Below are 24,998 nucleotides of genomic sequence, written 5' to 3' on the forward strand. Positions count from 1 at the left end.
AAGGCTCAAGGCTCAAGGCTCAAGGCTCAAGGCTTCAACAAGGATCGCCTCTTTCCAGGCCGTCTCTCATGCTGAAGTCCACCGGTTACGGGAGATCGTCCAGGCCGGGCCGACCGTTGTCTTCAGCACGAGCGTTCCGAAACTACCGCTCGACATCCTCGGCACGGCACATCACGGTTCCTTCGCTTAAGGAGACGCTGATTGAATCACGCGCTCGCGTTGGTGCCCCCTGTTTTCCGAGACAAGGCGCGGCGTGCAGCGGGTAGTGATTCTACCCGAAAGCGGCGCAACACAGGATCGGGGAACAGGGGGCACCAACCCCACAAGCCATTGAATGCAGGGGCTCGGCCGCCCGTTGTTGACGAAAATGTGCGCGCGCACGGCGTTGCGGTTCCCTTGTGCAGAATGACTGCACGGCAGTCACCGCGCCTTGTTCGCACGCAAAAGCGACTCGAGCGCGAGCGCGCAACTCAATCAGCGTCTCCATAACAGGGCGGCGACACCCGTGGCGACGGCATACCACGCCGCACCCCTGACCGCCAGCCAGCGTAGTTGACGCCAGACACTCCCCTATCGGTCAACGTAGTGGTCACCTGCCGTGTTCTGCCGCAGCGCCCAGTTCCTCCAGAGCGGACTGCAGGGTGCGGACGATCTCTCGCTCGTCGGTGCCGTATTGCTCCGGCAGAACCGGCTCCCCGATGACGACACGCACCCTTCCGCCGAAACGCGGGAAATGCTTGCCCGGCGGCAGCACCTCGCGCGTGCCTTCAATCCACACGGGCACCACCGGGACGGGTTGTGCCGCGAGCACGAGCCCGATACCGGGCCGCAGTCTCTGGAGCGTGCCGTCCGGGGAGCGCTGGCCTTCCGGAAACCAGATCAGGCTGTGTCCCCGCTTCACACTGGCCGCAGCCAGAGCGAGGCTCCTACGCGGCGCGGATCCGGGGTCGACCGGCAGGACGCGCGCAGTGCGGCTGAGCGCCCCATATAACCGATTGGAGAAGAAATAGTCCTCCAGACCGGCCCAGTACAGCGACTCGAGATCCCGCCTGCTCAGGGCGGGCAGCAACGCCAGGGGGTCGACGAAACTCAGATGGCGGGGTGCGAGCAGGTAAGGACCGTCGGCCGGAAGACTGCCCTGCACCTCGACGCGCATCAGCAACCGCGAGAGCAGCCGCGCAAAAACCAGCAGCAGGCCGCCGACCACGCGGCGGGTCGTGCCGGGGGGCTCCAGGTCCTTTTTCTGGTCTTCGGCGAGCAGCGCTTCCGGATCTTCGAGTTGCGCCTTCAGTTCGCCCCGGCCCTCCTTGGCTTCGGAGGCCCCGGCCGCCTCCTGCAGGAGGTCCCGGACGGTTTCGACGCGTTCGATCGCCGAATCATCCAGATCGATCCCGGCGCGGTCCTGCAGCGCAAGCGTGAGGTCGACCCAGCTGAGCGAATCGATCCCGAGCTCCTCGGCGAGGCTACTATCCGGCGTAACGCGGATATCAGCAAAGCGCTCGGCGAGGTAGTTCCAGGTACGTTCGGCGCCCGGGTCCGAGAGCAGCTGCTGGTCCTCGGGGGCCATCGACTCCGGAGAGACCGGCTCCGGTCGCGCCTCGGAAACGGTATTTTCCTTGCCTAATTTCTCGAAGAGCTCTTCGAGCTTGTGCCGGCGCAGCTTGCCGAGGCGCGTGCGCGGCAGGGGGTCGAGCGCAATGCGCACCACGCCCGGGCGGTGATGACTCGGCAGCTCCTCTGCCGCGCGCTTGACCGCATCCTTCACCCGTTTCTCCAGGTCCTCGCCGGTGACCTCGCGCAACAGCCCCGACTCCGGAACCACGAGCGCCGCCAGGCGATCGTCATGCGCCAGCACGCCGGCCTCGCGGATCTCGTCAATGCATTGCAGGGCGCCCTCTACCCGTTCCGGGTCGACGTTCTCGCCCCCGGAGAGCAGGATCATTGAGGACTCGCGACCGTGCAGGTGCAGGTAGCCATCGTCGTCGATCTCGCCCGTGTCCCCAGTGCGGAACCAGCCGTCCTCGTCGAGGACCTCCTCGGTCTTGTCCGGAAGATTCAGGTAGCCGGCAAAGATGTTCGGGCCGCGTGCCATCACCTCGCCGCGCCCGTCGCGGGAATCAGTGTCGTCGATGGCCAGCTCGACGCCCGGAAGGGGCAGCCCCGCAGCCTCCAGTCGCAACCGGTCCGGGGGGTTGTACGTGAGAATCGGCGCGGTCTCGCTGAGCCCGTAGCCGGTACCCACCTCCCAGCCCAGCGCCTGCAGGTCGCGCCCGAGTTTGGGGTCGAGCGCGGCACCCCCGGCGACCACCAGGCGCAGGCGCGGGGCGAGCCGCTGGTGCAGGCCCTTGAACAGCCGGCGACCCAGGCGCAGCCCGAATCGCTGGCGCGCCAGTCTCGACAGCCCCAGCATCTGCCGGAACAACAGCGCCACGATCCGCCCACGCCCCGTAACCCGGTCCTCCAGGGCCTTCCACACGGCCTCGTAGAGCCGCGGCACCCCCAGCATCACCGTGGCCTCGCCGTCGCGCAGGCCGCGCACGATCTGCGGCCCTACCAGGGAGAACGGCACGATGATGGGCGCCCCGAGGGTCAGGGGGACCAGGATGCCGACGGTGAACGGATAGACATGATGGAACGGCAGAGGGACCAGGACCCGGTCGCGATGGTCCGCGATTTCCTCCGCACACAGCGCGTCGACATTGCTCGTCAGGTTCCGGTGGGTCAGCGGCACGCCCTTCGGCGGTCCGGTGGTACCGGAGGTGTAGAAGACCGCCGCGACATCGTCGTGTCGCGCAACCGACGATGCCGCATCCTGCTTCAGAAGCCCCTCCCACGCCTTGGAAGCCTCCGGCTCGGCATCAAAGACGCAGGTGCGCACCTCACCCAAATCAGCCGGGAGGCGCTGTTCCAGCCTCGAGGTAGTGAAGATGAAGCGCGGCCGCGAATCGGACAGGGCGTGCTGCAGATCCTCGGAGGGCATCTGCGTGTCCAGGGGAACCACAGTGCCCCCCGCGTTCATCACCCCCAGCGCGGCGATGACCCACTCCGGGCTGTTCGGGGCGAACAGCCCCACCCGGTCTCCGCGTTCCAGGCCGGCCTCCCGGAGTCCGGCCGCCAGACGCCCGGCTCGCTCGAGCAGATCCGCCCGCGAAGTGGTTTCGAGGCCATCGCGGGTCATCGCGACGACCGCCACCTGCCCCTCCTCCGGCGACTGCGAGGCGAAGAGTTCGTCGACGGTCTGGGCATTCATGTCGGAAACCTCCAGGGAAACACGGATCAATGTGCCGCGTCGGGCTCGGCCCCGCCGGTGCGATTCTCGTCGCGCACGCGTTCCTCCGGCTTCAGCAGCCGGAAGCGGCAGTCGTCGCCGGGCGCCAACTCCCGGTAATGACCGCGGTAAGCCACCATGATCGAGTGGGTGGTATAGGCACCGCTGCGGATCTCCAGCAACTCGCGGGTGGCCTCCACCTCCAGCGTTTGGTTGCGATAATGCAATCGCACCTTAACGCAGTGCAGTTCCGGGGGGAACACCGGATCGAAGTGGAGCACGTTACCCCGCATGTCGATCCCCAGGTAGCAACGCTGAACCAGATCGACGCTCCCGGCCATCGCGCCGACATGGATGCCCTCGGGCGTCGTACCGCCCTGGATGTCCTCGAGGTCGCTGTCCAGGACGCGCTGAAAGAGATCCCAGGAATGGGAGCGGTCAGACCGCGCCATCACCCAGGAATGCGGCACGTGGCTCAGGGTCGAGCCGTGCGAGGTGCGGGCCAGGTAGTAATCGACGTTGCGCGGGATCATCGACGGATCGAACGGATAGCCGAGCTGTTCGAACAGCATCGCCAGCTCCTCCGCCGAGAACAGATAGAACATCATCAGGACGTCGGCCTGCTTTGAGACCTTGTAGCGATTTGACGAATCGCCCTCGGCCTCCAGGATCCGGTCCAGGCGCTGGATATCACCGTAGCGTTCCCGGTACTCCTGCCAGTCGAACTCTGCGAGCTGTTCATAGCCCTCGAACTGACAGATGATCCCGTCCGCGTCCATCGGCACGCGCAGCTTGCGGCTGATCTCGTCCCAGAGATCGAGTTCCGCGTCGTCCAGGCCGACACGTTCCCGCAGCTCCCGCCAGCGGATCTCCGGAAGCAGGTCGATGACGTCCCGCGCGCGGGTCAGTACCCAGGCCGCCATCACGTTGGTGTAGGCATTGTTGTCCACCCCGCCCTGGGCCTCGGGGTCGGCGTCCGGATACGCGGTGTGATACTCGTCCGGCCCCATCACACCCTTGATCTCGTAGCGGTCCAGGTTCGGGTTGTAGACCGATGCACTGGCCCAGAACCGGGCGATCTCCAACAGCATCTCCGCCCCGTAGAAGTTCATGAACTCCTGGTCACCGGTGGCCTGGAAGTACTGCCACAGGTTGTAGGCGATCGCGGAGTTGATGTGCCGCTGCCGGTGGGAGGTATCCGGGAGCCACCGCCCCGAAGTCGGGTTCAAATGCAGTCGCTGCGTCTCCTCGCGTCCGTCGCTGCCGCTCTGCCAGGGATACATCGCGCCCCGATAGCCGGCCTCAAGCGCCGCCTGCCGGGCCTCCCCGAGGCGGCGATAGCGGTAGCGGAGCAGCGCCCGGGTCAGCATCGGAATACGCAGGTTCAGGAAGGGGAAGATGAACAACTCGTCCCAGAAGACATGTCCGCGGTAGGCCTCGCCGTGCCAGCCCCGCGCGGGGATGCCGGTATCGAGATCGACCGAGTGCTTCGAGGTGGTCTGCAGCAGGTGAAAGATGTGGATCCGCAGCTTGAGTTCGGTATCCGGCGCCGCGTCATCCTCGAGCGCAATGTCGCATTCCCCCCACAGGTGGCGCCAGGCCATCTCGTGGCGGGCGCGAAGGGCGTCGAAATCACCGGCACGGCCGAGGGTTCGGAGGGCCTCTATGCCGGGTTCGGCGATCGCGGCATCACGCGACGAGTACAGCGCGAGGACCTTCTCAATCCGGAGGTTCGCGCGTTCCGGCAGATCGAGGATGATCTCCTGCGCCACGCCCTGCGCCTCCCGCAGCGTTTGGCGCTCGACCCCGGCCTCCACGCCTTCGTGGTACACACGGGTGCGGGCGGCCTGCGCAATGTCGAGCCGGGACTGGTTGGTCCGGGCCCGAAGAAAGAGGGTGTCGTCGCCCCGGTGGTCCGCCTCGAGAATCTCGAGATGGCGGTTCTCGAGCCCCCGGTAGCGCGCCACGCCATCATTGACCACCCCGCCGTCGAGCGCGGAATGCAGGGTGACCCGTCCCGACCAGTCCTCCGCGGTCAGCTCCACGCACAGGGCCGCGAGGTGCGGGTTATCCATGCTGACCAACCGACGCTCGCGCCACTGCGTGGTACGGCCCGCCGGATCGCGGAAACGCAGGCTGCGCAGCAACAGGCCGCGGTCAACATCGAGTTCCTGTGCAAACGACAGGATCTCCGTGTCGTCAAGCCGGAACCAGTCGCCGTCATCCACGCGGAAGGTCAGCGGCAAGGCGTTGGGTAGGTTGACTAGGTCCTCGTTCTCGACCTTCCTACCGGCCACCTCGCTGATCAGGCGGTTGTAGCCGCCGGCGAGATAGGTGCCCGGGTAATGCACGTCATCCGCCCACGCGTCCGGCGCGGCACCCCGCATCGCGAAATACCCGTTGCCCAGCGTGCACAGCGCCTCGCGCAGACGCTCCTGCCAGGGACGGTAGCCGGAGTAGCGCAACACCCAGCCTCCCTTGTCCCGTGTATCCGCCGCCGCGGCATCGGAGACGCGCGCCGCCAGGATCCCGGTCAGGGACTGGAGCAGACGTTTCACGCCGAGGACGTCATCCACCACCCAGTCGGCAGCGGTCGCCCGGGTTTCGTCATGTCGCACCGCGACGCAAATACCCTCCCCCGCAAGCGCGCGGAAGGCGTCCTCGTCGGTCAGGTCGTCGCCGACATACACCGGCACGAACTTCTCGCCCGGGCCGTCCACCTCGCCAAGAATCCAGCGCACGGCCTCGCCCTTGTTCCAGTGGATGCCCGGACCGATATCCAGCACCTTCTTGCCGTGGCCGAGACGCAGTTTCGGGTGTGCCTCCAGCACCTCGCGGACGATCGCGCCGACCCGATCCACCTCCGCGGTGGCGACACGCCGGTAATGCACGGCAATGGAAAAGCGCTTGCGCTCCACCATGTGGCCCTCGATCCCGGCCAGCCGCTGCGTTAGTTCCTGTTCCGCCGTATCCAGTTCGGGGAGGAACTCATCGCCCTTCTCCAGACTTCGGTCGTCGTCCTTCGGACCGGCGATCTCGAAGCCGTGGCTGCCCGCGAGCCACACGGAGTCGAGGGCGACCAGCTCCCGAAGCTTCATCAGATCGCGACCGCTCACAATGACCACACTGCAGTGCCGGGCCAGCGCCCCCACCGTCGCGCGCATGTCGCCGGCCAGCCATGCCTGCGTGTGATCCTCGATGATCGGCGTCAGGGTGCCGTCGTAATCCAGAAACACCACCGGACGCGCGGCCTGCAGGCGCGCGAACATCTCGCTCTCGCGATCCCAGGCACGGGGCAGATCGACGAGCGTGCGTCGGGTCAGTCCGGCGGCACGACTGTAGCGAAGCTCGGCGGCATCGCGGACCACCAGGTCGGCGCCGAGCTCGAGCAAGGCATCGGCACGGTCGGGACCGGCCATGCCGATCACGGGCCGAAAGCGGCCGCGCACCGCCGCCTCGACACCACTGCCCGCATCCTCGAGGACCGCGCATTCCTGCGGCGCTACGCCCAGTCGCCGCGCCGCCTCCAGCAGCATCGCCGGATCCGGCTTGCCGGGGATATCCAGCCGCGCCAGCTCGTTGCCATCCACCCGTACGTCGAAGGCGTCGAGCAAGCCGGCGCTGCGCAGGACGGCCTCCGCATTGCGACTGGAAGAGAACACCGCGGTCGGGATGCCACCGCGGCGCAGTACATCAAGCAGTCGCAGGGTGCCCGGGAGCGGCTGCACCCGGTTTGCCTCCAGCCAGGCATGGAAATACCGGTTCTTGCGCCGGCCCAGGCCCGCGACCGTCTCCGTCTCCGCCTCCGCCTCCGCCTCCGCCTCCGGGCCATCCTCGTCGCTGCCGGCCGGCAGTTCGATGCCGCGCGCGTCAAGAAACGTGCGGATGCCCTCGGCACGAGGGCGCCCGTCCACATACCGGCGATACTCCGCATCGGCGTCGAAGGGCTCGAACGTCTCTCCGAAACGCTCGGCGCGCGCCTCGAGGAACTCGTCGAACAGGCGCTTCCAGGCCGCAGCGTGGGCGCGTGCCGTATCCGTCACCACCCCGTCCATATCGAACAGCACGGCCCTGGTGTTTGCCCCTCGTTCCGCCTGATCCTTCATGCGGGCCTCCCGCTGCATGAAATCCCTCGGTCGAATGGCGGCGCCTGCAGGCAACCCCCACTTTCATCATACGCATGGAAAGATTTCGCCAAGAAACCCTGATCTTCGATGAAACCCTGCCGCCGCCACGCGGCACGGATATCACCCTCGCGCAGATAATGAGCACCCCGACTGTCGTGCTGAACGGGGTTTTTCAGAGTGATTAGCCAATCGAGTTCGCCAAGCGGCTGATCATCATCCCCGGCCCGGAGATCAGGGCACACGCCCCGGGCCTGGGTCGCCCCAAGGCGCGGGTGTTTCAACGAGGATCGCCTGTTTCCAGGCCATCTTTCATGCGGACTTCTACCGGTTATGGGAGATCGTCCGGACCGGACCGATCGTTGTCTTCACCACGAGTCTCCCGAAACAACCGCTCGACATCCTCGGCACGGCACATCACGGTACCCTCGCTCAACAGCGCGGCGGCACCCGCGGCGACGGCATACCGGGCCGCACCCCCGAGTGACTTTCCACCAGCCAGCCCGAGTACGAGAGCAGCCACGAAGCTGTCACCCGCACCCACCGCGCTGCGGGCTTCAACCTCTGGCGAGGGGAGATGGAAGACACCCTCGGACGAGGCAAACAGCGCCCCTTCCCCGCCAAGGCTCAGCGCGACGATCTCCGAGCCGCCGGCGTCGAGGATCTTCTGCAGCGCGGCCTCCTGCTCTTCCCGCGAATCCAGATCGGCCCCGGTTAGCTGGCGCAATTCCTGTTTGTTGGGCTTGACCAGGAAGACCCCTTCATCCAGCGCAGCCTCCAGGGAGGCGCCGGAAGCATCGACAACACAGCGGGTCCCTGCCTGCTTTGCCAGCCGTGCCACCCGGGCCGTGAAATCGTCCGGGACCCCTTCCGGCAGGCTGCCGCTCACCACCAGATAGCCACCGTCCGAAAGCACCTCCTCCACACGGTCCAGCGCCCCGCGCCACTCCTTCTCCTGCCACTCCGGACCCTCCAGAACAAAGCGATATTCCTTTCCGGTCGAGTCCTCGGTCACGTTAAAGCTCTGGCGGGTGCTGCCCTCGATTTCGATCGGCTGTGCCCCATCCAACTCGGCTTCCAGCAACCCGCGGTACACGTCGCCCATCGGGCCGCCCACGGCGTAGAGCGCCGTCGCCTCGCCTCCCAGACGCTCGATCACGCGGGCGACATTGACGCCACCGCCACCGGGATCGAAACGGCCGCCCGAGCAGCGCAGCTTGTGTTTGCTGACCACCTCCTCCACCGACGTGCTGACGTCGAGTGCGGGATTCATCGTGAGCGTGACGATCGGTTGCATCGTATTTCCTCCGGTGCTTGCGCGCGGATGTTCTCAAGTACCGAATCCGGGTATCGGCGTAGCGCCCCACTCATCGGCTGCGAGTTCCTCTGTGCATTCGGCCTGCGCGACCCTCCGCTTCACCATGAAGCTGTCCGGACACTCACCAGGATGCGTTCGATCCCCTGCTCCACCCGAAACGCGGCGAACTCCGGGTAGTCGTTCGGGGCCCGACCGCCGAGGCCGGTCTCCACACCGGCGTCCCGGGCCTTTTCCAGCATCACACCGTTCGCGGCGATGCTCTCGCCGAAGCCGGGATCGCGAGACCACTTGTCCGGCACTGGCGTCCAGGGACCCGCCTGCGCATTGACAGACTTCGCCACCAAACCCCAGTCTCTAGGCAGACGCTACGCGGTCCTACGGCCCGGACAAGCAGTTGCGCTTCAGGGGCCACCCGCCACCGCAGCCGGGCGGGTTCCCTGACATCAGTGTAGCCCACCATCGGAGGGGTCCCGTTGAACGTCACTGAGATGCCCCCGTCACCTCTGGACGGCTATGTGCCGATCGAGGATCACGGCCTGATCGGCGATGGTGCCAGGACCGGAACGCCGCCGCGTTCGTCCCTGGCCGCCGGCGCTTCGGGCTGCGCATGAGGCGCGGGCGCTGGTTCCTGCTTGGGTTGCTGGCTGTCTACCTCTCGACCGGCGCCTACCACCTGTACAAGCCGCTTCCCGAAGGGCTCGATGTCGTCACGCCCTACCATCCCGCCGAGGGGGTCGAGTTCCTCGCGGATGCCACGTGGACGGACACGCAGGGCAATCAGCACACAGAGCAGGAGATATTCGATGCCGCCCTGGAGATGATCGGACAGGCGCAGTCGCTGGTCGTCGCGGATTTCTTTCTGGTGAACCAGTTTGCGGCGACGTCCGAGGCTGCGCATCGTCCACTCTCAAGCGAGTTCGTCCTCGGACTGGCGGAGTGGCACGCACAACGCCACGGGGTCGAGGCGCTGCTGATCACCGATCCCTTCAACACCCTCTACGGCGGCATCAAGCAGCCCCTGCTCTCCCGGCTGGAGGCGCAGGGGATCCCCGTGATCGAAACGAATCTGCGGGCCCTGCGCGATCCCAACCCCCTGTGGTCGGCCACCTGGCGCATCTGTTGTCAGTGGTTCGGCAACAGTTCGCATGGTGGTTGGCTCCCGAACCCGGTGGGCGATACACCCGTCACCCTGCGCACGTACCTTGCGCTTCTAAACTTCAAGGCGAACCACCGCAAGACGCTGGTCACGGATGGGCCGGACGGCTGGACCGGACTGGTGACCTCGGGAAATCCGCATGACGCCAGCAGCCGGCACGACAACATCGCCGTGCGTTTCCGGGGCGCCGCGGCCATCGACCTGCTGCACACCGAGCGCGCGGTCGCAGAGTTCTCGAATGGAACCCGAACGGCCCTTCCGGATCGCGTGGAAGCGAACGGAGCCGTCGATTCGCCCGTCGGGATCCGAGTCCTGACCGAGTCACGGATCCGCGACGCCGCCCTGGAGATGATTGACGCCTCGGATCCCGGGGACCAGCTGGACCTGTGGATGTTTTACCTCTCGCACCGGGCCATCGTGAAGGCCCTTCTGGCCGCGCAGCAGCGCGGCGTCGACCTGCGGGTGCTTCTCGATCCGAACCGTGATGCATTCGGCCGGAAAAAGCAGGGACTACCCAACCGGCAAGTGGCGCTGGAACTGAACGCCGGGGGCGTCTCGGTGCGCTGGTGCAACACCCAGGGCGAGCAGTGCCACGCGAAGATGCTCCTGCATCGTCCTCGCGATGGAGATGCCACGCTGCTTGCGGGCTCCGCGAACTTCACCCGGCGCAACCTGGACAATTTCAACCTGGAGACCAACGTGCAGATTCAGGCCGAGGCCGGGACTCCGGTTATCGCCGATGCCGCCCAATTCTTCGATACCCGCTGGCACAACGAGCCGGGCCGGGTTCACAGCCTCCCCTACCAGGAATATGCCGACGACTCCCGGCTGCGCTACTGGCGCTACCGGATGATGGAGGCAACCGGGCTGTCTTCTTTCTGATCCGCACCAGACACCGCTTACTGCGGTGCGGACCCGTTCCACACTCGGAAACACCACGCCGAGGGCGGTCGCCCACGAGTATGGCGGTTATTCGCGAACCAGCAGGCGCGGGCCACACCACGCTGGGCTGAACCCACCGAAGCGACCTCCCTCCACCGGGGACGCACCACCCCCCGGGACGGACTCGCGGCCATGCCTCTGGCAATGCCAGGCACTGGGCCGGGGAGCAAGAAAAGGCGACCGGGGCGGCGACGCGGCTCGCGCGACCGTTTCCATTTCGCCAGGCCTCGTTCTTACCGGAAGCGATCCGAAGCGTTCCGAAGTGCCTTTGCCATGTCATCCCAGGCGGACTCCATTCCTTCCCGCAACTCCTTCCACGAATCCTCGCTCGCCTCGCGCACCTGGCGTAGCCGTTCCTCGGCCTCGTCGCGCCGTTTACGCAGTTCCTGGATTTGCTCTTCGTACTTGGCGCGCAGATCCGCATCCGCCTGCTTGGCCTTCGCCTCCAGCTTTCCCAGGTCGTGGTTCCACTCGTCAATTTTTGCTTTCATCTTCTCGACGTATTGTTCGCGATCACTCATCTCGTCCGTATCCTTGTTCTTCGTGAATTGCATGGGTCCGCTGCGAACCAAGGATCCGCAGCATATAAAGCTGCGCCCTGAACACGCCCCAATACATCCGTTAGCGGAAGCATTGGTCCGGGACTAGGGCCTGCTGGCTCAAACTAAAGCCCTCTGCTGTATGTGCGGGGGAATCATCCCAGTTTTTCGAGCAACACCCGACAAAATGCAGGCAAGTCATCCGGCGTGCGGCTACTGATCAGGTTGCCATCCTGCACGACTTCCTCGTCGAACCAGTCGGCACCTGCGTTGACCATATCGTCACGGATCGAATGGAACGAGGTCACCCGCCGCCCGGCCAGTATGTTGGCCGATACGGCCATCCAGCCACCGTGACAGATCCAGGCCACCAGCCCGCCACGCTGGTGCACGGCGCACACCAGATCGACCATTGCCCGATGCCTCCGCATCTTGTCGGGTGCCATGCCGCCCGGGATGATCAGCGCATCAAGGTCGTTCGCATCGACCCCGACGGCACTGACGTCCGCCTTCACCGTATAGCCCTTGGCGCTGGCGTATTCCGGCTTGCCGGCGCCAACAACGGAAACCCGCATCCCGGCTTCCAGCATGCGCAGCCGTGGATAGTGCAGCTCCAACTCCTGGTAATTATCTTCTGCGAGGATGGCGACATGCTTGTCGGCAAGGCTCATGGTGCTTCCTCCATGCAGGGGTTTTCATGACGGGTGTAGTCAAGCCCGCGGCGGAAGAGCGTCACGCCTGCCCTTCCATCGCCTGATCCTTCAGGATCTCGCGGATTGCTTCCACCTCCAGGGTTTCCTGTTCCGCCAGGGCCTGGGCAAGGGTTTCGAATGCTTCGCGGTGTTTTTCCAGTGTCTCCCGAGCGCGAGCCTCGTTGAATACCAGAGATTCGGCCAGACGCCCGCCCGAACATCACCGCGATCTTGTCGCGCAAGTAGGACTCGCCGAAATTGTAGCGCTCCTCCTCGGGCACCTGCGCCGTTACCGCAAGGGCGTGCCCGCGCGGGATCACGGTCGCCTTTTCGAGAGCATCAGCCTTGGGTAACAAATACGCCAGAAGGGCATGCCCCGACTCGTGGTACGCGACGATCTGTTTGGCTACATTGAGCGGTTCCACAATCCAAGGATGCGGCGCCGCATCGCCATTCAGGATCTGAAGTTTTCAGCCCTTTCCAAACCGTCCGCAGAAATGGGGTAGAACCCGACTGGGTGGTGATCGAATCGCGCAACCATGCCCGCAACGGCGAGATCCTCGTGGTCCTGATCAATGGCGAAGAAGCCACCCTCAAGCGTATCGAGCAGACCCCGAATGTCGTCCTGCTGCACGCGGAGACTCGGACCTATGCGCCCCTCTTGGTCGCCCCGGACCGACTCCGCATCCAGGCCGTACTGGTCGGGCAGATGCGCCGTCACCTCTGATCGAAGCAGCCCGTCAGCAGGCGAAGTCGAACGGATGCAGCGGCGGCTCGGCCGGGTGGATCCAGGCGGGGCTGCCCTGGCTCCACCACCAGGCCGCCACGGCCGCGGCACAGGCGGCCACCGAGTGATCGCTGACCTGATCGAGATCGCACACCCCGTGGAGCCCCTGCCCCTCCAGCCAGACCAGCAGCTCGCGGCGCGCCTCTGAATCATGCTTCATGGCCTTCAATGTCGCCACCGAGGCGTCCCTCAGGACCATCGCCACGGTGGGGTGTACCTCCACCACCCGGGCGTCCGGGCGCTCGCTGCGGAGCAGGCGGCTGACCGCCACGCCCCGCAGCGTCAGGTAGGCCATGCGCGGTGCGGAAGGTGCCATGACGGTTCCGGCCGGCAATCCGTGTTCGACCGCCACGCGTCGCAGGGACTGGTCGGATGTGCGGCTGCCTCCGATGGGCGAATACGACAAGGGCGCATCCAGCCCCACAATCGCGCCCGCGGGTACACGGTCGAGGATCGCCTGGTCATCGGCCCCCGCCACCAGCTCCAACAGATCGAGCGCCCCACCCTGTTCACGGAACACGGCGACGGAGGTATGCGCGGCACTCCCGGGACCGGACAGGTCCACCCCGATGATCGTCTGCCCCATTCGATCTACCTCGGCCCGCTTCTGACGAAGGGCCACCATCGCATCGATCCTGGCCGGGTGCGATCAAAAACGGGATCGCGTGGTCCGAAAGTAACCTTCACATACATGGTGAGCCGCGCAGCCAATGAATTCTCCGGATGTGGAACGCGACCGAACCGTCGATCCGAACGAGGTGGAGCGCTACCGCGCCCTGGCCGAGATGTGGTGGCAACCGGATGGCAGACTCTGGCCCCTGCACGTGCTGAATCGCCTGCGCACCGACTACATCCGGGATCAGCTCTGCCACTCGCTCGGACGGGACCCGGAAGCCGACCACCCCCTGGCCGGCCTGCGCATGCTGGACATCGGCTGCGGCGGCGGCCTGTTGAGCGAGGCGATGGCCCGCCTGGGCGCGGACGTGCTCGGGGTGGATGTCGTCGACCGCAACATCGCCGCGGCGCGGCATCACGCCGAAGAACAAGGCCTGGATGTCCGCTACGAGGTCAACACCGCCGAGGCCCTCGCCGCACGCGGGGAAACCTTCGACGTGATCCTCAACATGGAGGTGGTCGAACACGTCGCGGACCTGCCCGCGTTCATGGGGAGCGTCAACCGCATGCTCCGCCCCGGCGGCCACACCTTTGTGGCCACCATCAACCGGAGTCCGGTCTCATTCGTGGTGGCGATTGTCGGCGCCGAGTACCTGTTCCGCATCCTGCCCCGGGGCACCCATCAATGGAAGCGCTTTGTGACGCCGCGGGAAACACGGGAGCTGCTCGCCCGGGACGGCCTGGAACCCGCGGCGCAGACAGGGGTCAAGGTAAATCCGCTCAACCGCCGGATGTGGTTGTCACGATCCATGAGCGTTAACTACATGATCCTGGCGCGCAAGCCCCCTGCCTAATCCGGCGTCTTCGCTCGCCGGACACGCCACCACGAGGCAGGAAGCGCGCGACCCATGGGTGGCCAGCACGCTCCATTCCTCCACCACCAGATCCGCGGCGGCGAGCTGCGCGCGGAGATCGGCCTCGTAGGTCACATGCCCAAAATCGATGGTCGTGATCCGCCGTAGCAAGGGCTTCAGCGTCTCCATCCAGCGCACAGTGCGCCGTTGAATCGTCTGCGTGAACACGAACCGGCCATCGGTTGCCAGCAGACCCTTGCAGTGGCGCAGGGCCCGCTCCGGATCGGGCAGCAGCATGAAGCTCGCAGAGAAATACACCACGTCGTAGGGCCCAGCCACGTGGTCATACACGGATTCCTTCCACACCTCGACGCTGTCCAAAAGCGGCGATCCCGCCAGACGCCGCCGAGCCCGCCGGACATAGTCGCCATCGATATCGATCCCGGTCAGGCGCAACCGCTTACGCCTCACGTCCCCAGCATTCGCCAGCAACGCCCCGCCCGTGCCGATGCCAACGTCCAGCACCCGGGCCCCCTCGGGCATCCGATCCAGTGCGGCTGCGTACCAGCGCGCCGTCAGCCGGAGAATCAGAAAATCATAGATTGCGCTTCGCATGGAACGTTTCGCCAGGTACAGGGGAGGGTTGTCGCGGCGGGGCCGTGCAAGCGCGCCGACCGCGATGCGCCACCCTACCGCATGACGGGGCACGATGATCGGACCACCCGGAAGCGCCAAATCGACAGGTCCGGAAGCCACTCATGGATCCGGGTCCGGAAAGAGATCCAGTTGATCCCGCGCACGCCCCTGCCCCGCCCGGCCCTGGATACGCGCCGAGAGTCGACGCCGGCTGCCATGACGCCGATGGATGCCAGCATTCTGCTGGCGGAAAGCACCGTTTCCCCGCACCGCCTTGAAGCGTTCACGTGCCCTCCTCGCAGCCTCTTTATGATCCACCAAGGGCGCCGGATAATCGTGTCCGATGCTGCAACTGGATTGGCGCTGCAGGCTTTCCGGCATCTTCCATGGCTGATGAATCCAGTCGCCCGGCACCCTTGCCAGTTCAGGCACCCACTGACGAATAAATTGGCCTTCCGGCTCCTGCTCCAGTGACTGCTTCACGGGGTTGTAGATTCGCAGGGCGTTGATGCCTGTCGTGCCTGACTGCATCTGCATCTGGCTGTAGTGGATGCCCGGCTCGTAGTCCGTGAACATGCGAGCCAGATGCAGCGCCGGTCGCCGCCAGTGGAGCCAGAGGCGATACGAGGCGAACGCGACGACCATCGCGCGCATGCACGCATCGACCAGCGAGTATCCTGTGAGGCCATCCTTCCAGGGACAAATTCGGTGCTCGTCAAAGGCGTCTTCGCGCAGGCCATCACACGCACGGTGCAGGTTGTGGAATTCGATGTCCGGGGCATCTTCCAGCTTCTGCAGGAAGTGGCAGTGCCAGTGCAGCCGTTCTTCGAACTGGCACAGCGACTTTTACCACGCGGCCTGCCGGCGATCCTGGCCGCTTGGTGCCCGTAACTGAATCTGGCGGTCACGCAAGGCCTGCAGCACGCGGCGTAACGAAACCGTGCCATAGGCCAGATGCGGACTCAGGCGGGAACTTGCCGTCCAGGCACGGCCGGGGCTGCTGATACCGCCGGCCTAACGCTGCCCGCGTTCCGGCAGCAAATCGCGCATAACCCCGCGTCCTGCCTCCGAGCCCGGTTCCTGCAGTTCGATCACGGCATCTGCCACCACACCCTTCGGGCAGCGCGGCAGGCGCTCCACGCCACCCGCCACGGCGGGTCCGGCGGCCAGGGCCCCGGGCGGCACAAACGCGGACTCGCGCATCAATTCCTCCCACTGGGACACCCAGCCATCGCGGTTACGCAGACCTCGGACTAGCCCATGCTGGCGATACTCCCGCCATGGGATGCCGCGATAGCGAAGCAGGTGCGCGACCGCGCCATCACGGTCATCGGTCCAGCGATTTCCGGTTTCCTGGTGGCTGTACACCGAGACCACAGGGATCTCTTCGCGCAGTTGTTCGAGCACATCCACCGCATCGCCCTCGCGCACGACGAGAGGTCGACCCCGTTCGGACACGGCCTGGTCCAGTTCCAGTAGGCTTGCGCGGACGAAATCCCAGTGACGCCGGCTGGTGTCCGAGAGCTCCCAGTAACCCGGTTCCACGATGTACAGCGGCAGTATCGGCCCCGCTTGTGCGGCGTGCTGGAGCGGGGCGTGATCATCGACGCGCAGATCGCGCTTGAACCATACGAGGTGGACGGGCTCGGGTATTCGGTACGGACTCCGGAACATGGGGCCTGAACCGGCCTGCATCGAAGGCGCCGGCCCAATCTTTCCCAGTGCAGACTCCCCAGCATGCCGCCAGGTTCGCTCGAGCCCCAGCCCAATGGCTGCACGAAACCCGACATTGAACTTGCTCGTCCGACACAGGACGAACGCTTTGTCTTGCCCCGAGGAACCATCCGACAGGAGCCACGCCCGATGAGCGGACGTTCGTTACTGGTGACCGGCGCCACCGGCGGCGTGGCGGGAGCGCTGTTGCAGGCACTCGATCCCGTATGGGACCGGATCGCCCTGATCTCGCGAGACGCCGACGGACTGGAAACCCTGTGTGCCCACCTGCCAGAGAGCCTCCAGGCATACACAATCGTCGCGGATGTCAGCACCGCGGAAGGCGCGGATCGGGCTATGGCCCAGGCCTCCGAACATCTCGGAGAGTCCCCCACGCAACTCGCCCACTGCGCGGGCAGCGCGCTTCTGGCGCCCTTGCACCGCACGACGGAGGCGCAGTACCGCGCCTGCATTGCCGCCAACCAGGACAGCGCCTTCTACACCCTTCGAGCCTGGGTGAAGGCCCGGCTACAAGCCAACGAACCCTCCGGCAGTGCCGTCCTGTTCAGCTCCGTCGTCGCTCAGATCGGGGTCTCCAATCACGAGGCAATCGCCATGGCCAAAGGCGCCATCGCCAGCCTGGTCCCCGCCGCTGCCGCGACCTACGCCGGTCACGGCATCCGCATCAACGGCATCGCCCCGGGTCTGACCCGGACGGGAGCTACCGAACGCCTGTTTGCGTCACCGCGTGCCGAGCAACAGATCACGGCGCAGTATCCGCTGCAACGCTACGGGCAGGCGGAGGATCTCGCACGGGCCGCCGCATGGCTCTTGTCCGACGAAGCCGAATGGGTAACCGGACAGATCCTGTCAGTGGATGGCGGTTTCTCCCGTGTGCGACCTCTGGTGCAAACGGGCGGCTAACGGGGTTTGGCACGCATAGCGATCATTGGCGCCGGTATCTCCGGGCTCACTGCCGCCCGGCGCCTGCATGATGCCGGACATGACTGCCTTGTGCTGGAGAAGAGCCGGGGCCTTGGCGGGCGCATGGCGACCCGGCGCGCTAATCACCTGACTTTCGATCACGGTGCCCAGTTTTTCACGGCCCGCGGCGCACGCTTTGCGCGACAGGTCCAGGCTTGGCAGCAGCAAGGTGTCGTAGCGACCTGGGGAGACGGCCGGCTGGTGGGCTGCCCTGGCATGACAGCCCCGGCCGACGCCCTGGCCACCCCTCTAAACGTGCGGCTCAATTCCCGCGTCGAGACGCTTCTACGGTCAGTCGATGGCTGGCATCTACGAGTTGAGAGGCCGTCGGAGAACGCCGACTTGGACGGACCATTCGACGCAGTATTGCTTGCGCTTCCAGCACCCCAGGCCGCCGAACTGGCGGTTACCGCCGGAATGGGCTTTCCGGAGCTCGACGGGGTTCGCTACGCACCCTGCATTGCGCTGTTGGCAGCTTTCGAAGGCCAGATCACAATGGACCGACCATCGCAGGAACTCTCCGGGCAACCGCTCGCCTGGGTAGCCCGCAACAACACCAAACCCGGCCGCAACGCAAAACCGGAGACGCTCGTGGCCCACGCAGGCCCAGACTGGTCCCGTGAGCACATCCAGAAAGACCCCGATCAGCTAGCGCAACCGCTGCTGACGGCCCTCCGGCCCCTGCTCGGCTCAGCCCGCCTCCTCCAGCATCAGGTCCATAGATGGCTATACGCACGGGTCGAACAGGCCGCCGACCAGTCCTGTCTCTGGGACGCGGAGCAACGGCTCGGCGCCTGCGGCGACTGGGCCCTGGGGCCGCGGGTAGAAGCTGCATTCGACAGCGGCGAAGCACTGGCCGACACGGTCCTTCAAGCCCTTCCGGCGCCGGACCGGCACGCCCAGTGACCAGCCCCTTCAAGTCCACCGGCCAGGCGCCGGATGGTCACACCGCCTTCTTCCCCACGACGCGGGCAGCCGCCCTGGAACGGCTCTCGGACTTCGGCCCCCTCGCGAGTCGTCACTACGCGGCTCAGCGAAACCGCGACCCCGGTCCAGGTGAACGCGACAACGTATCCCTGCTCTCGCCCTACATCCGCCATCGGGCCATTACCGAACACGAGGTGATCGCAAAGGTGCTCGCCCACCATTCACCCAAGGCGGCCGAGAAATTTGTCCAGGAGGTCTTCTGGCGCACCTACTGGAAGGGGTGGCTGCAGATGCGCCCCCAGGTCTGGCGGTCATTCCTAGACGAGCGCGACATCGAACAGGCGCGCCTCGCCAGGGACAACGGGTTGCGCGAGGCGGTCGCTGCCGCCGAGGCTGGACGCAGCGGGCTGGAGGGGTTCGATCACTGGGCCCGCGAACTGGTCGAAACCGGCTATCTGCACAATCACGCCCGCATGTGGTTCGCCTCCATCTGGATTTTCACGTTGAGGCTTCCATGGACCCTTGGGGCGGACTTCTTCATGCGTCACCTGCTTGATGCCGACCCAGCCTCGAACACCCTAGGCTGGCGTTGGATCGCCGGCATCCAAACGCCGGGCAAGACCTACCAGGCCAGTGCCGACAACATCGCGCGCTTTACCGATAACCGATTCCGCCCCACCGGCCTGGCGCCCCAGGCACCCGCGATCCGCGACGAGGCCCCACCTCCGCCCGGAGCGCTGCCCGCACCGCGAACTCTACCGCGGGACCGGCGCGTGCTGCTCCTGCTTCACGGAGACGACTTCAATGGCCATGAATTGCTGCCGAAAGGAACCAACGTGGCCGCGGTCGCCGTCACTCCGCGTGGTCACCCCGACATGCCCTGGCCGTTTGGTCCCAAGGCCGCCACCTGGGTCGACGCACTGGCCAAGGACGCGGTGCAGCACGCGGGCGAGGCCCTGCAAAAGCCCGCATCCGTGCTCCCGCGGCTACACGCTGATGCCCTCCGCGTGCAGTGCGTCGCCGCCAGCGTGACCACCATTGCCACACCCGAGGCGCCCGTCGGGCCCTTGGCCAACGCCCTCGATACTCTTGCGCACAAGTTGGCGGAAGACGGAATCGAGATCATCCCCCTGCGCCGGACGTGGGACGATCTCGCTTGGCCCCATGCAACCCACGGGTTCTTCCGCTTCAAGCGCAAGATCCCCGCACTGCTCGCCCGCAACGGCTTGTAGCGCCAGGCAGTCCGATCAGGTCGGGCGCGGATGATTCAGCAGGTAGCGCTCTTGATCGATGCTTTCGATCGCGCCGGGGCGGGCCAATCGCACCTCTCGAATGGCGTCTTCCGACGCCAATCCGCGTTCGATGAGGGTCAGGGCGGCAATGGTCCCGGCTCGGCCCTGCCCCCCTCCGCAGTGGAAAACCACGCGCTCCCCGGCCTGTAACCACTGGTGGACCCGTGGTCCGATGTCCTTCCAGCCCTCTTCCCAGGGTCGGTCGGGGGCCGCCATGTCACCGATCGGCAAATGCAGCCAGCGCATGCCCGCAGCCTGCACGGCCTTCCCCAGATCGCGTACGCCAAGGCTTTCCAGCTCACCCTCCTGGTTCAGGGTCACGACCGCAGTTGCGCCCCAGCCAGACAGGGCCACCAGATCCGCCTGTACATCCCGCGCCTCACAGACCTCGCGATCCCGACGCTTGCCAGGGCAACGGGTCATACCGATCGCGCCACCCTCCAGCAGGTGGATCGTGCCGATTTCAAGCGTGTCTGCCGAATGGGTGGTCGTCAGTGTCACGGTGCTTTCCTGCAGAAATATGGTGGTAATGAATCAAAGGTAGGGACCAATCAGGTGCGTGATCCACCCCGCCAGGCGGCGCCGCAGCGGCCGGTTCTCCCAGTCCTCGATGGTCAGGCGCTCCGCATCGGCCTTGTCCACCTCGATCAGTTCGCGGATCTCGCGGGCGAAGCCTTCGTCCCAGATGTTCAGGTTGGCCTCGTCGTTCAGCCGAAACGACCGGTTGTGCAGATTCGCGGAGCCGATACTGGCCCAGCGGTCGTCGATCGCCATCAGCTTGGAGTGGTACATGCGTGGATGATACTCGTACAGTTCCACCCCGGATTCGAGCATCGGCCGCCAGCGATTAACCGATGCATGACGGAAGAAACCGAAGTTCATGCTGTCGCCCGGGACCAGCACGCGAATACGGACGCCCCGGTCGGCCGCCTCCTCCAGTACCTCCAGGAACCGCGGATCGGGATAGAAATAGGCCGTACCGATCGTGATGTGCTCTTCCGCCGCGGCGATGGCATGCAGAAACATCAGGCGCACCCGGTGACGCCCCTCGCGCGGGGCACTGTTAACCATCTGGGCGTCGCGATCCCCCATTTCGGACAGCTCGGGGAAATACGCCTCGCCGGTGGGCATCCGCCCCGTGGCGTCCAGCCAGGTCTCCAGGAACACCGCCTGCAGATTGCCGACCACCGGGCCCTGGATGCGGAAGTGATTGTCGCGATAGCCATCGCGGTCGTCACCGTCAACCCAGGGATCGGCCACATTGGCTCCCCCGATGAAGCCGGTATGACCGTCCACCACCAATAGCTTGCGGTGCGTGCGGTGATTGAAGCGCGACAACTGGTACCAGGACGGCTCGCGCCAGCGCACCAGCTCCACCCCGGCCTCTTCCATGCGCTCGAACATCTCCGGGTCAGCATCGCGCGAACCAAGGAAATCCAGCATGGCATGCACCCGAACCCCGCGTTCCGCCGCACGCGCCAGGGCCTCGGAGAAGATCGCCGCCTGCTCGCCCCAGTACTCGTACACCCCGAAGGTGACCGAATGCTCGGCGTTTTCGATCGCCTCGATCTTGGCCGCGTAGATGGCCTCGCCGTCCTGTAACAGGTCAATGCGGTTGCCGCTCATGATCGGCTGCTGCAGGAGCAGGCCCATGTCCCGCCGGAACTGCTCCGACGAAGTCCCGTACTCCAGCGCCAGCGGCTCTTTCAGCCGGTCCGGTTTCGGCAACGCATTGAACAGCACCACATTCCCCAGCGCAAAGATCAGGGCAATCAGCACCACCGGGAGCAGGACGTAGCGCATGGGGTCTCCAGGCACGCAGCGAATACATGAGGATTTTGGCTCAGTGTACACAGCCGGTTACAAAAACCGGCGAAGGTTCGTCAGGTGGCCTGTTATCCCGGCACCGCGTTGAAGCGTAATGGGTTGGCGATCCCCCCGGTCATTGTGGGACGGATTCCATATACTGTATATATCGACAGTATATGGAATCCGCAGCCCATCCCCCCACCCGCAAGCATGCCGGCGCCCCCCCGGCCTATGCCGAACTGACGACGCTCAGCAACTTCTCGTTCCTGCGCGGGGCTTCGCACCCGGAGGAACTGGTCGAGCAGGCGCAGGCACTGGGCTATCGCGCGCTGGCGCTGACCGATATCGCCTCGCTGGCGGGTGTAGTACGAGCACACTCGGCAGCAAAGGAATGTGGGTTACACCTGATCCTGGGGGCGACCTTCCGGCTGGCCGATGGCCCCACCCTGACGCTTCTGGTGCGCAATCCCACGGGGTATTCCGCCCTGTGTCGATTGATCACTCGGGCCCGCGGCGCGGCGGACAAGGGACACTACCACCTGACGCGCGCCGACCTGGATACCCTGCCCGCCGAGAGCCGCACCGGCTGGCACAGCCTGCTGCGGGTCGAGGCCGACAGCCCAGGGGCATCGCTCGCCGAAGCGGCCCACTGGCTGTCCGGATGGGCCGCCCCAGGTCAGGGCCACCTGGCCGTGAGCCAGTTGCGTACCCCCGAAGATGCCACCCTGACGGCCCGCGCCCGGGCGCTGGGAACCGCCACTGGACTCCCGCTCGTCGCCTGCGGCGACGTGCACATGCACCGGCGCGGCCGGCGCGCCCTGCAGGACGTGCTTACTGCCCTGCGCCTGCGTTCGACGGTCGCGGAGGTGGCGCATGAACGCTTCCCCAATGGGGAACGCTGCCTGCGCCCACGGGCCGAGCTGGCCGCGCTGTATCCCACCGCCTGGCTTGAGGCCAGTGTAGCCATCGCGCGGGACTGCGACTTCTCGCTGGACGCGGTCACCTACCGCTACCCCACCGACCCGTTGCCGACGACCTTGACCCCGTCCGCCTACCTGCGCGAGGAGACCCTCAAGGGCGCGCTCAAACGCTGGCCCGACGGCATCCCGCCGAACGTGCAGGAACAGATCGAACGCGAACTGGGCATCATCCGCGAGCTGGGCTACGAGCCGTACTTCCTGACCGTCTACGACATCGTGCGCTTTGCCCGCAGCCGCGGGATCCTGTGCCAGGGGCGCGGCTCGGCCGCCAACTCGGCGGTTTGTTACGCACTCGGCATCACCGCGGTCGATCCCTCGCGCTCCAGCATGCTGTTCGAGCGCTTCATCTCCGCCGAGCGCGGCGAGCCGCCGGACATCGACGTCGACTTCGAGCACGAACGCCGCGAGGAGGTGATCCAGTACATCTACCGGCGCTACGGCCGCGAGCGCGCCGCGCTGGCCTGCACGGTGATCCGCTACCGCCGCCGCAGCGCCCTGCGCGACGTCGGCCGGGCGCTGGGCATCTCGCGTGCACGGCTGGATGCGCTGACCGCCAACCTCGCCTGGTGGGACGACGGCATCCCCGCCGAGCGCCTGCGCGAGGTCGGGCTGGACCCGGACGGCGCCCTGGCCCGCCAGTGGCAGACCCTGACCGCCGAGCTGCTCGGCTTCCCGCGCCACCTGTCGCAGCACACCGGCGGCTTCGTGATCGCCGAGGGCCGGCTGGACGAGCTGGTCCCCATCGAGAACGCGGCGATGCCGGAGCGCTCGGTAATCCAGTGGGACAAGGACGACCTCGACGCGGTGGGCCTGCTGAAGATCGACGTGCTGGCGCTGGGGATGCTCTCCTGCGTGCGCCGCGCGCTGGAACTGATGGCGCGTCACCGCGGCCGCAACTGGGGCCTGGCCGACATCCCCGCCGAGGATCCGGCGGTCTACCGCATGCTGCAGAAGGCCGACACCCTGGGCGTATTCCAGATCGAGTCGCGCGCGCAGATGAGCATGCTGCCGCGCCTGAAGCCCACGAACTTCTACGACCTGGTGATCGAGATCGCCATCGTGCGGCCCGGCCCGATCCAGGGCGAAATGGTGCACCCCTATCTCAAGCGCCGCGCCCACCCGGAGCGGGTGCGCTATCCGAACGAAGAGGTCAGGCGCGTGCTCGGACGCACGCTGGGCGTGCCGATCTTCCAGGAGCAGGTGATCGAGCTGGCGATGGTCGCGGCCGGTTTCTCCGCCGGCGAGGCGGACGGGCTGCGCCGCGCGATCGGCGCCTGGCGCCGCACCGGCCAGCTCGCGCGCTACCGCGAGCGCCTGATGGACGGCATGCGCGAACGCGGCTATCCGGAGAGATTCGCCGAGCAGCTGTACAAGCAGATCCTCGGTTTTGGCGAATACGGCTTCCCCGAGTCGCACTCGGCGAGCTTTGCGCTGATCACCTATGTCTCGTCCTGGCTCAAGTGCCACGAACCGGCGATCTTCGCCTGCGCCCTGCTGAACAGTCAGCCGATGGGCTTCTACGCCCCGGCGCAGATCGTCGCCGACGCCCGCCGCCACGGCGTGGAAGTCCGCCCGGTGGACGTGCGCCACAGCGACTGGGAGTGCACGGTGGAACCGCTGGCCGGGGGCGACGCGCTGGCCCTGCGCCTGGGCCTGAACCGCGTCGGCGGGCTGGCGCGCGACGTCGCCGAGCGCGTGGTCACCGCCCGCGTTGAGCGGGCCTTCGCGGACGTGCCGGATCTGGTGGCCCGCGCCAGGCTCACCCGCGCCCAGGCCAATCGCCTGGCCCGCGCCGACGCGCTCAAGGGCCTGGCCGGCAACCGCCACCAGGCGCGCTGGGCGACCGAGGCGGTGGAGGAGCCCCTGCCGCTGTTCGCCGAGGGGCCGGGCGAGACCGTGCGCGAGGCCGACGTGACCCCGTTATTACCCCGCCCGGATGCCGTGGACGACCTGGTGCAGGACTACGCCACCCAGGGCCTGAGCCTGGGCCCGCACCCGCTGGCGCTGATGCGCCCGTCCCTGGAACAGCACCGCCTGGCCACCGCCGCCCGGCTACTTGAACAGCCCGGCCACAGTGGCGCCCGCTACGCCGGCCTCGTGATCACCCGCCAGCGCCCCGGCTCGGCCAACGGTACGGTATTCCTGACCCTGGAGGACGAGACCGGTACGCTCAACCTGATCGTCTGGCCGGATCGGGTGGAGCGCTTTCGCGCCGAGGTCCTGCACGGCCGCCTGCTGGAGGCCCACGGCGAGTGGCAGTACAGCGAGGGCGTCGGCCACCTGATCGTGCAGCGCCTGATCGATCGCAGCACCTGGCTCGGCGAACTCGCCACCCACTCCCGCGACTTCGGCTGAACCGCAA

17 protein-coding genes and 2 pseudogenes are annotated in these 24,998 nt (G+C 66.3%); 7 read left to right on the forward strand and 12 right to left on the reverse strand.

Annotated elements, in window-relative coordinates; translation table 11 throughout:
* Positions 1-589: 589 nt before the first annotated feature.
* The 4 genes from D573_RS0103155 to D573_RS0103175 all read right to left on the reverse strand — a co-directional run bounded on the left by D573_RS0103155 (position 590) and on the right by D573_RS0103175 (position 9,051).
* Positions 590-3,250: an AMP-binding protein gene (locus D573_RS0103155; protein WP_018937681.1), complete on the reverse strand. Its 2,661-nt coding sequence runs from the start codon at positions 3,248-3,250 to the stop codon at positions 590-592.
* 26 nt (positions 3,251-3,276) lie between these two features.
* On the reverse strand, positions 3,277-7,392 hold the full coding sequence (otsB, locus tag D573_RS0103160) for a trehalose-phosphatase (protein WP_018937682.1): 4,116 nt from the start codon (positions 7,390-7,392) through the stop codon (positions 3,277-3,279).
* A 331-nt stretch (positions 7,393-7,723) separates the two neighbouring features.
* Positions 7,724-8,689, reverse strand: a complete 966-nt coding sequence (locus tag D573_RS0103170) for a 1-phosphofructokinase family hexose kinase (RefSeq protein ID WP_018937684.1) — start codon at positions 8,687-8,689, stop codon at positions 7,724-7,726.
* Between the two features lie 119 nt (positions 8,690-8,808).
* Positions 8,809-9,051 (reverse strand): hypothetical protein, encoded by a 243-nt coding sequence (locus D573_RS0103175; protein WP_231362670.1) that lies wholly within the window; start codon positions 9,049-9,051, stop codon positions 8,809-8,811.
* Positions 9,052-9,317: 266 nt separating this feature from the next.
* Between D573_RS0103175 and D573_RS0103180 the strand changes: the two genes are divergently transcribed.
* Complete coding sequence (locus D573_RS0103180; protein ID WP_018937686.1) at positions 9,318-10,748, forward strand: phospholipase D-like domain-containing protein; 1,431 nt, start codon at positions 9,318-9,320, stop codon at positions 10,746-10,748.
* 293 nt (positions 10,749-11,041) lie between these two features.
* Here D573_RS0103180 and D573_RS0103185 read toward each other — a convergent pair whose 3' ends face one another.
* The 3 genes and pseudogenes from D573_RS0103185 to D573_RS14075 all read right to left on the reverse strand — a co-directional run.
* Positions 11,042-11,362, reverse strand: a complete 321-nt coding sequence (locus D573_RS0103185) for a hypothetical protein (RefSeq protein ID WP_018145781.1) — start codon at positions 11,360-11,362, stop codon at positions 11,042-11,044.
* A gap of 140 nt (positions 11,363-11,502) precedes the next feature.
* Positions 11,503-12,018 carry a type 1 glutamine amidotransferase domain-containing protein gene (locus D573_RS0103190; protein WP_018650190.1) on the reverse strand — a complete coding sequence of 172 codons (516 nt, stop codon included), beginning with the start codon at positions 12,016-12,018 and terminating at the stop codon, positions 11,503-11,505.
* A 61-nt stretch (positions 12,019-12,079) separates the two neighbouring features.
* Positions 12,080-12,443 (reverse strand): annotated as a pseudogene (locus D573_RS14075) (hypothetical protein); the annotation flags it as partial.
* Between the two features lie 116 nt (positions 12,444-12,559).
* Between D573_RS14075 and D573_RS0103195 the strand changes: the two are divergent.
* A complete protein-coding gene (locus D573_RS0103195) occupies positions 12,560-12,766 on the forward strand; it encodes a LexA family transcriptional regulator (RefSeq protein WP_018937687.1) in 207 nt (68 codons plus the stop codon).
* Between the two features lie 13 nt (positions 12,767-12,779).
* Here D573_RS0103195 and D573_RS0103200 read toward each other — a convergent pair whose 3' ends face one another.
* Entirely contained in the window at positions 12,780-13,451 is a 672-nt protein-coding gene (locus tag D573_RS0103200) for a DUF429 domain-containing protein (RefSeq protein ID WP_018937688.1), read from the reverse strand.
* Positions 13,452-13,536: 85 nt separating this feature from the next.
* On the opposite strand from D573_RS0103200, the gene ubiG reads away from it, so the two are divergent.
* Positions 13,537-14,295, forward strand: coding sequence for a bifunctional 2-polyprenyl-6-hydroxyphenol methylase/3-demethylubiquinol 3-O-methyltransferase UbiG (ubiG, locus tag D573_RS0103205; RefSeq protein WP_038039605.1), 759 nt, complete (start codon positions 13,537-13,539; stop codon positions 14,293-14,295).
* Here ubiG and D573_RS0103210 read toward each other — a convergent pair.
* Positions 14,242-14,910: a bifunctional 2-polyprenyl-6-hydroxyphenol methylase/3-demethylubiquinol 3-O-methyltransferase UbiG gene (locus tag D573_RS0103210; protein ID WP_018937690.1), complete on the reverse strand. Its 669-nt coding sequence runs from the start codon at positions 14,908-14,910 to the stop codon at positions 14,242-14,244. The genes ubiG and D573_RS0103210 overlap by 54 nt on opposite strands.
* Before the next feature lie 141 nt (positions 14,911-15,051).
* A pseudogene (locus tag D573_RS14935) lies at positions 15,052-16,584 on the reverse strand (FAD-binding domain-containing protein).
* A gap of 210 nt (positions 16,585-16,794) precedes the next feature.
* Here D573_RS14935 and D573_RS0103230 point away from each other — a divergent pair.
* Genes D573_RS0103230 through D573_RS0103240 form a run of 3 tightly spaced genes read left to right on the forward strand, consistent with a single transcriptional unit; the run spans position 16,795 to position 19,787 of the window.
* On the forward strand, positions 16,795-17,568 hold the full coding sequence (locus tag D573_RS0103230) for an SDR family NAD(P)-dependent oxidoreductase (RefSeq protein WP_018937694.1): 774 nt from the start codon (positions 16,795-16,797) through the stop codon (positions 17,566-17,568).
* 6 nt (positions 17,569-17,574) lie between these two features.
* Entirely contained in the window at positions 17,575-18,534 is a 960-nt protein-coding gene (locus D573_RS0103235; protein ID WP_026287904.1) for an NAD(P)/FAD-dependent oxidoreductase, read from the forward strand.
* The gene (locus D573_RS0103240; RefSeq protein WP_018937696.1) at positions 18,531-19,787 is read left to right on the forward strand and encodes an FAD-binding domain-containing protein; all 1,257 of its coding nucleotides are present in this window, start codon (positions 18,531-18,533) and stop codon (positions 19,785-19,787) included. Before D573_RS0103235 ends, D573_RS0103240 begins: the two co-directional genes overlap by 4 nt.
* Before the next feature lie 15 nt (positions 19,788-19,802).
* On the opposite strand, the gene D573_RS0103245 is transcribed toward D573_RS0103240, so the two are convergent.
* Together D573_RS0103245 and D573_RS0103250 are read right to left on the reverse strand one after the other, a co-directional pair.
* Complete coding sequence (locus D573_RS0103245) at positions 19,803-20,348, reverse strand: cyclin-dependent kinase inhibitor 3 family protein (protein ID WP_018937697.1); 546 nt, start codon at positions 20,346-20,348, stop codon at positions 19,803-19,805.
* A gap of 33 nt (positions 20,349-20,381) precedes the next feature.
* The gene (locus D573_RS0103250) at positions 20,382-21,650 is read right to left on the reverse strand and encodes a phosphatidylserine/phosphatidylglycerophosphate/cardiolipin synthase family protein (RefSeq protein WP_018937698.1); all 1,269 of its coding nucleotides are present in this window, start codon (positions 21,648-21,650) and stop codon (positions 20,382-20,384) included.
* Positions 21,651-21,832: 182 nt separating this feature from the next.
* On the opposite strand from D573_RS0103250, the gene D573_RS0103255 reads away from it, so the two are divergent.
* Positions 21,833-24,991, forward strand: a complete 3,159-nt coding sequence (locus D573_RS0103255) for an error-prone DNA polymerase (protein WP_018937699.1) — start codon at positions 21,833-21,835, stop codon at positions 24,989-24,991.
* Positions 24,992-24,998 lie beyond the last annotated feature (7 nt).

This window comes from Thioalkalivibrio sp. AKL9 (assembly GCF_000377825.1).
Taxonomy (GTDB): domain Bacteria; phylum Pseudomonadota; class Gammaproteobacteria; order Ectothiorhodospirales; family Ectothiorhodospiraceae; genus Thioalkalivibrio; species Thioalkalivibrio versutus.

Coding starts and splice junctions, on each gene's coding strand:
- D573_RS0103155 (WP_018937681.1), bottom strand. CDS start 3,250: ATGAATGCCCAGACCGTCGACGAACTCTTCGCCTCGCAGTCGCCGGAG.
- otsB (WP_018937682.1), bottom strand. CDS start 7,392: ATGCAGCGGGAGGCCCGCATGAAGGATCAGGCGGAACGAGGGGCAAAC.
- D573_RS0103170 (WP_018937684.1), bottom strand. CDS start 8,689: ATGCAACCGATCGTCACGCTCACGATGAATCCCGCACTCGACGTCAGC.
- D573_RS0103180 (WP_018937686.1), top strand. CDS start 9,318: ATGAGGCGCGGGCGCTGGTTCCTGCTTGGGTTGCTGGCTGTCTACCTC.
- D573_RS0103185 (WP_018145781.1), bottom strand. CDS start 11,362: ATGCAATTCACGAAGAACAAGGATACGGACGAGATGAGTGATCGCGAA.
- D573_RS0103190 (WP_018650190.1), bottom strand. CDS start 12,018: ATGAGCCTTGCCGACAAGCATGTCGCCATCCTCGCAGAAGATAATTAC.
- D573_RS0103200 (WP_018937688.1), bottom strand. CDS start 13,451: ATGGTGGCCCTTCGTCAGAAGCGGGCCGAGGTAGATCGAATGGGGCAG.
- ubiG (WP_038039605.1), top strand. CDS start 13,537: ATGAATTCTCCGGATGTGGAACGCGACCGAACCGTCGATCCGAACGAG.
- D573_RS0103210 (WP_018937690.1), bottom strand. CDS start 14,910: ATGCGAAGCGCAATCTATGATTTTCTGATTCTCCGGCTGACGGCGCGC.
- D573_RS0103230 (WP_018937694.1), top strand. CDS start 16,795: ATGAGCGGACGTTCGTTACTGGTGACCGGCGCCACCGGCGGCGTGGCG.
- D573_RS0103250 (WP_018937698.1), bottom strand. CDS start 21,650: ATGCGCTACGTCCTGCTCCCGGTGGTGCTGATTGCCCTGATCTTTGCG.
- D573_RS0103255 (WP_018937699.1), top strand. CDS start 21,833: ATGGAATCCGCAGCCCATCCCCCCACCCGCAAGCATGCCGGCGCCCCC.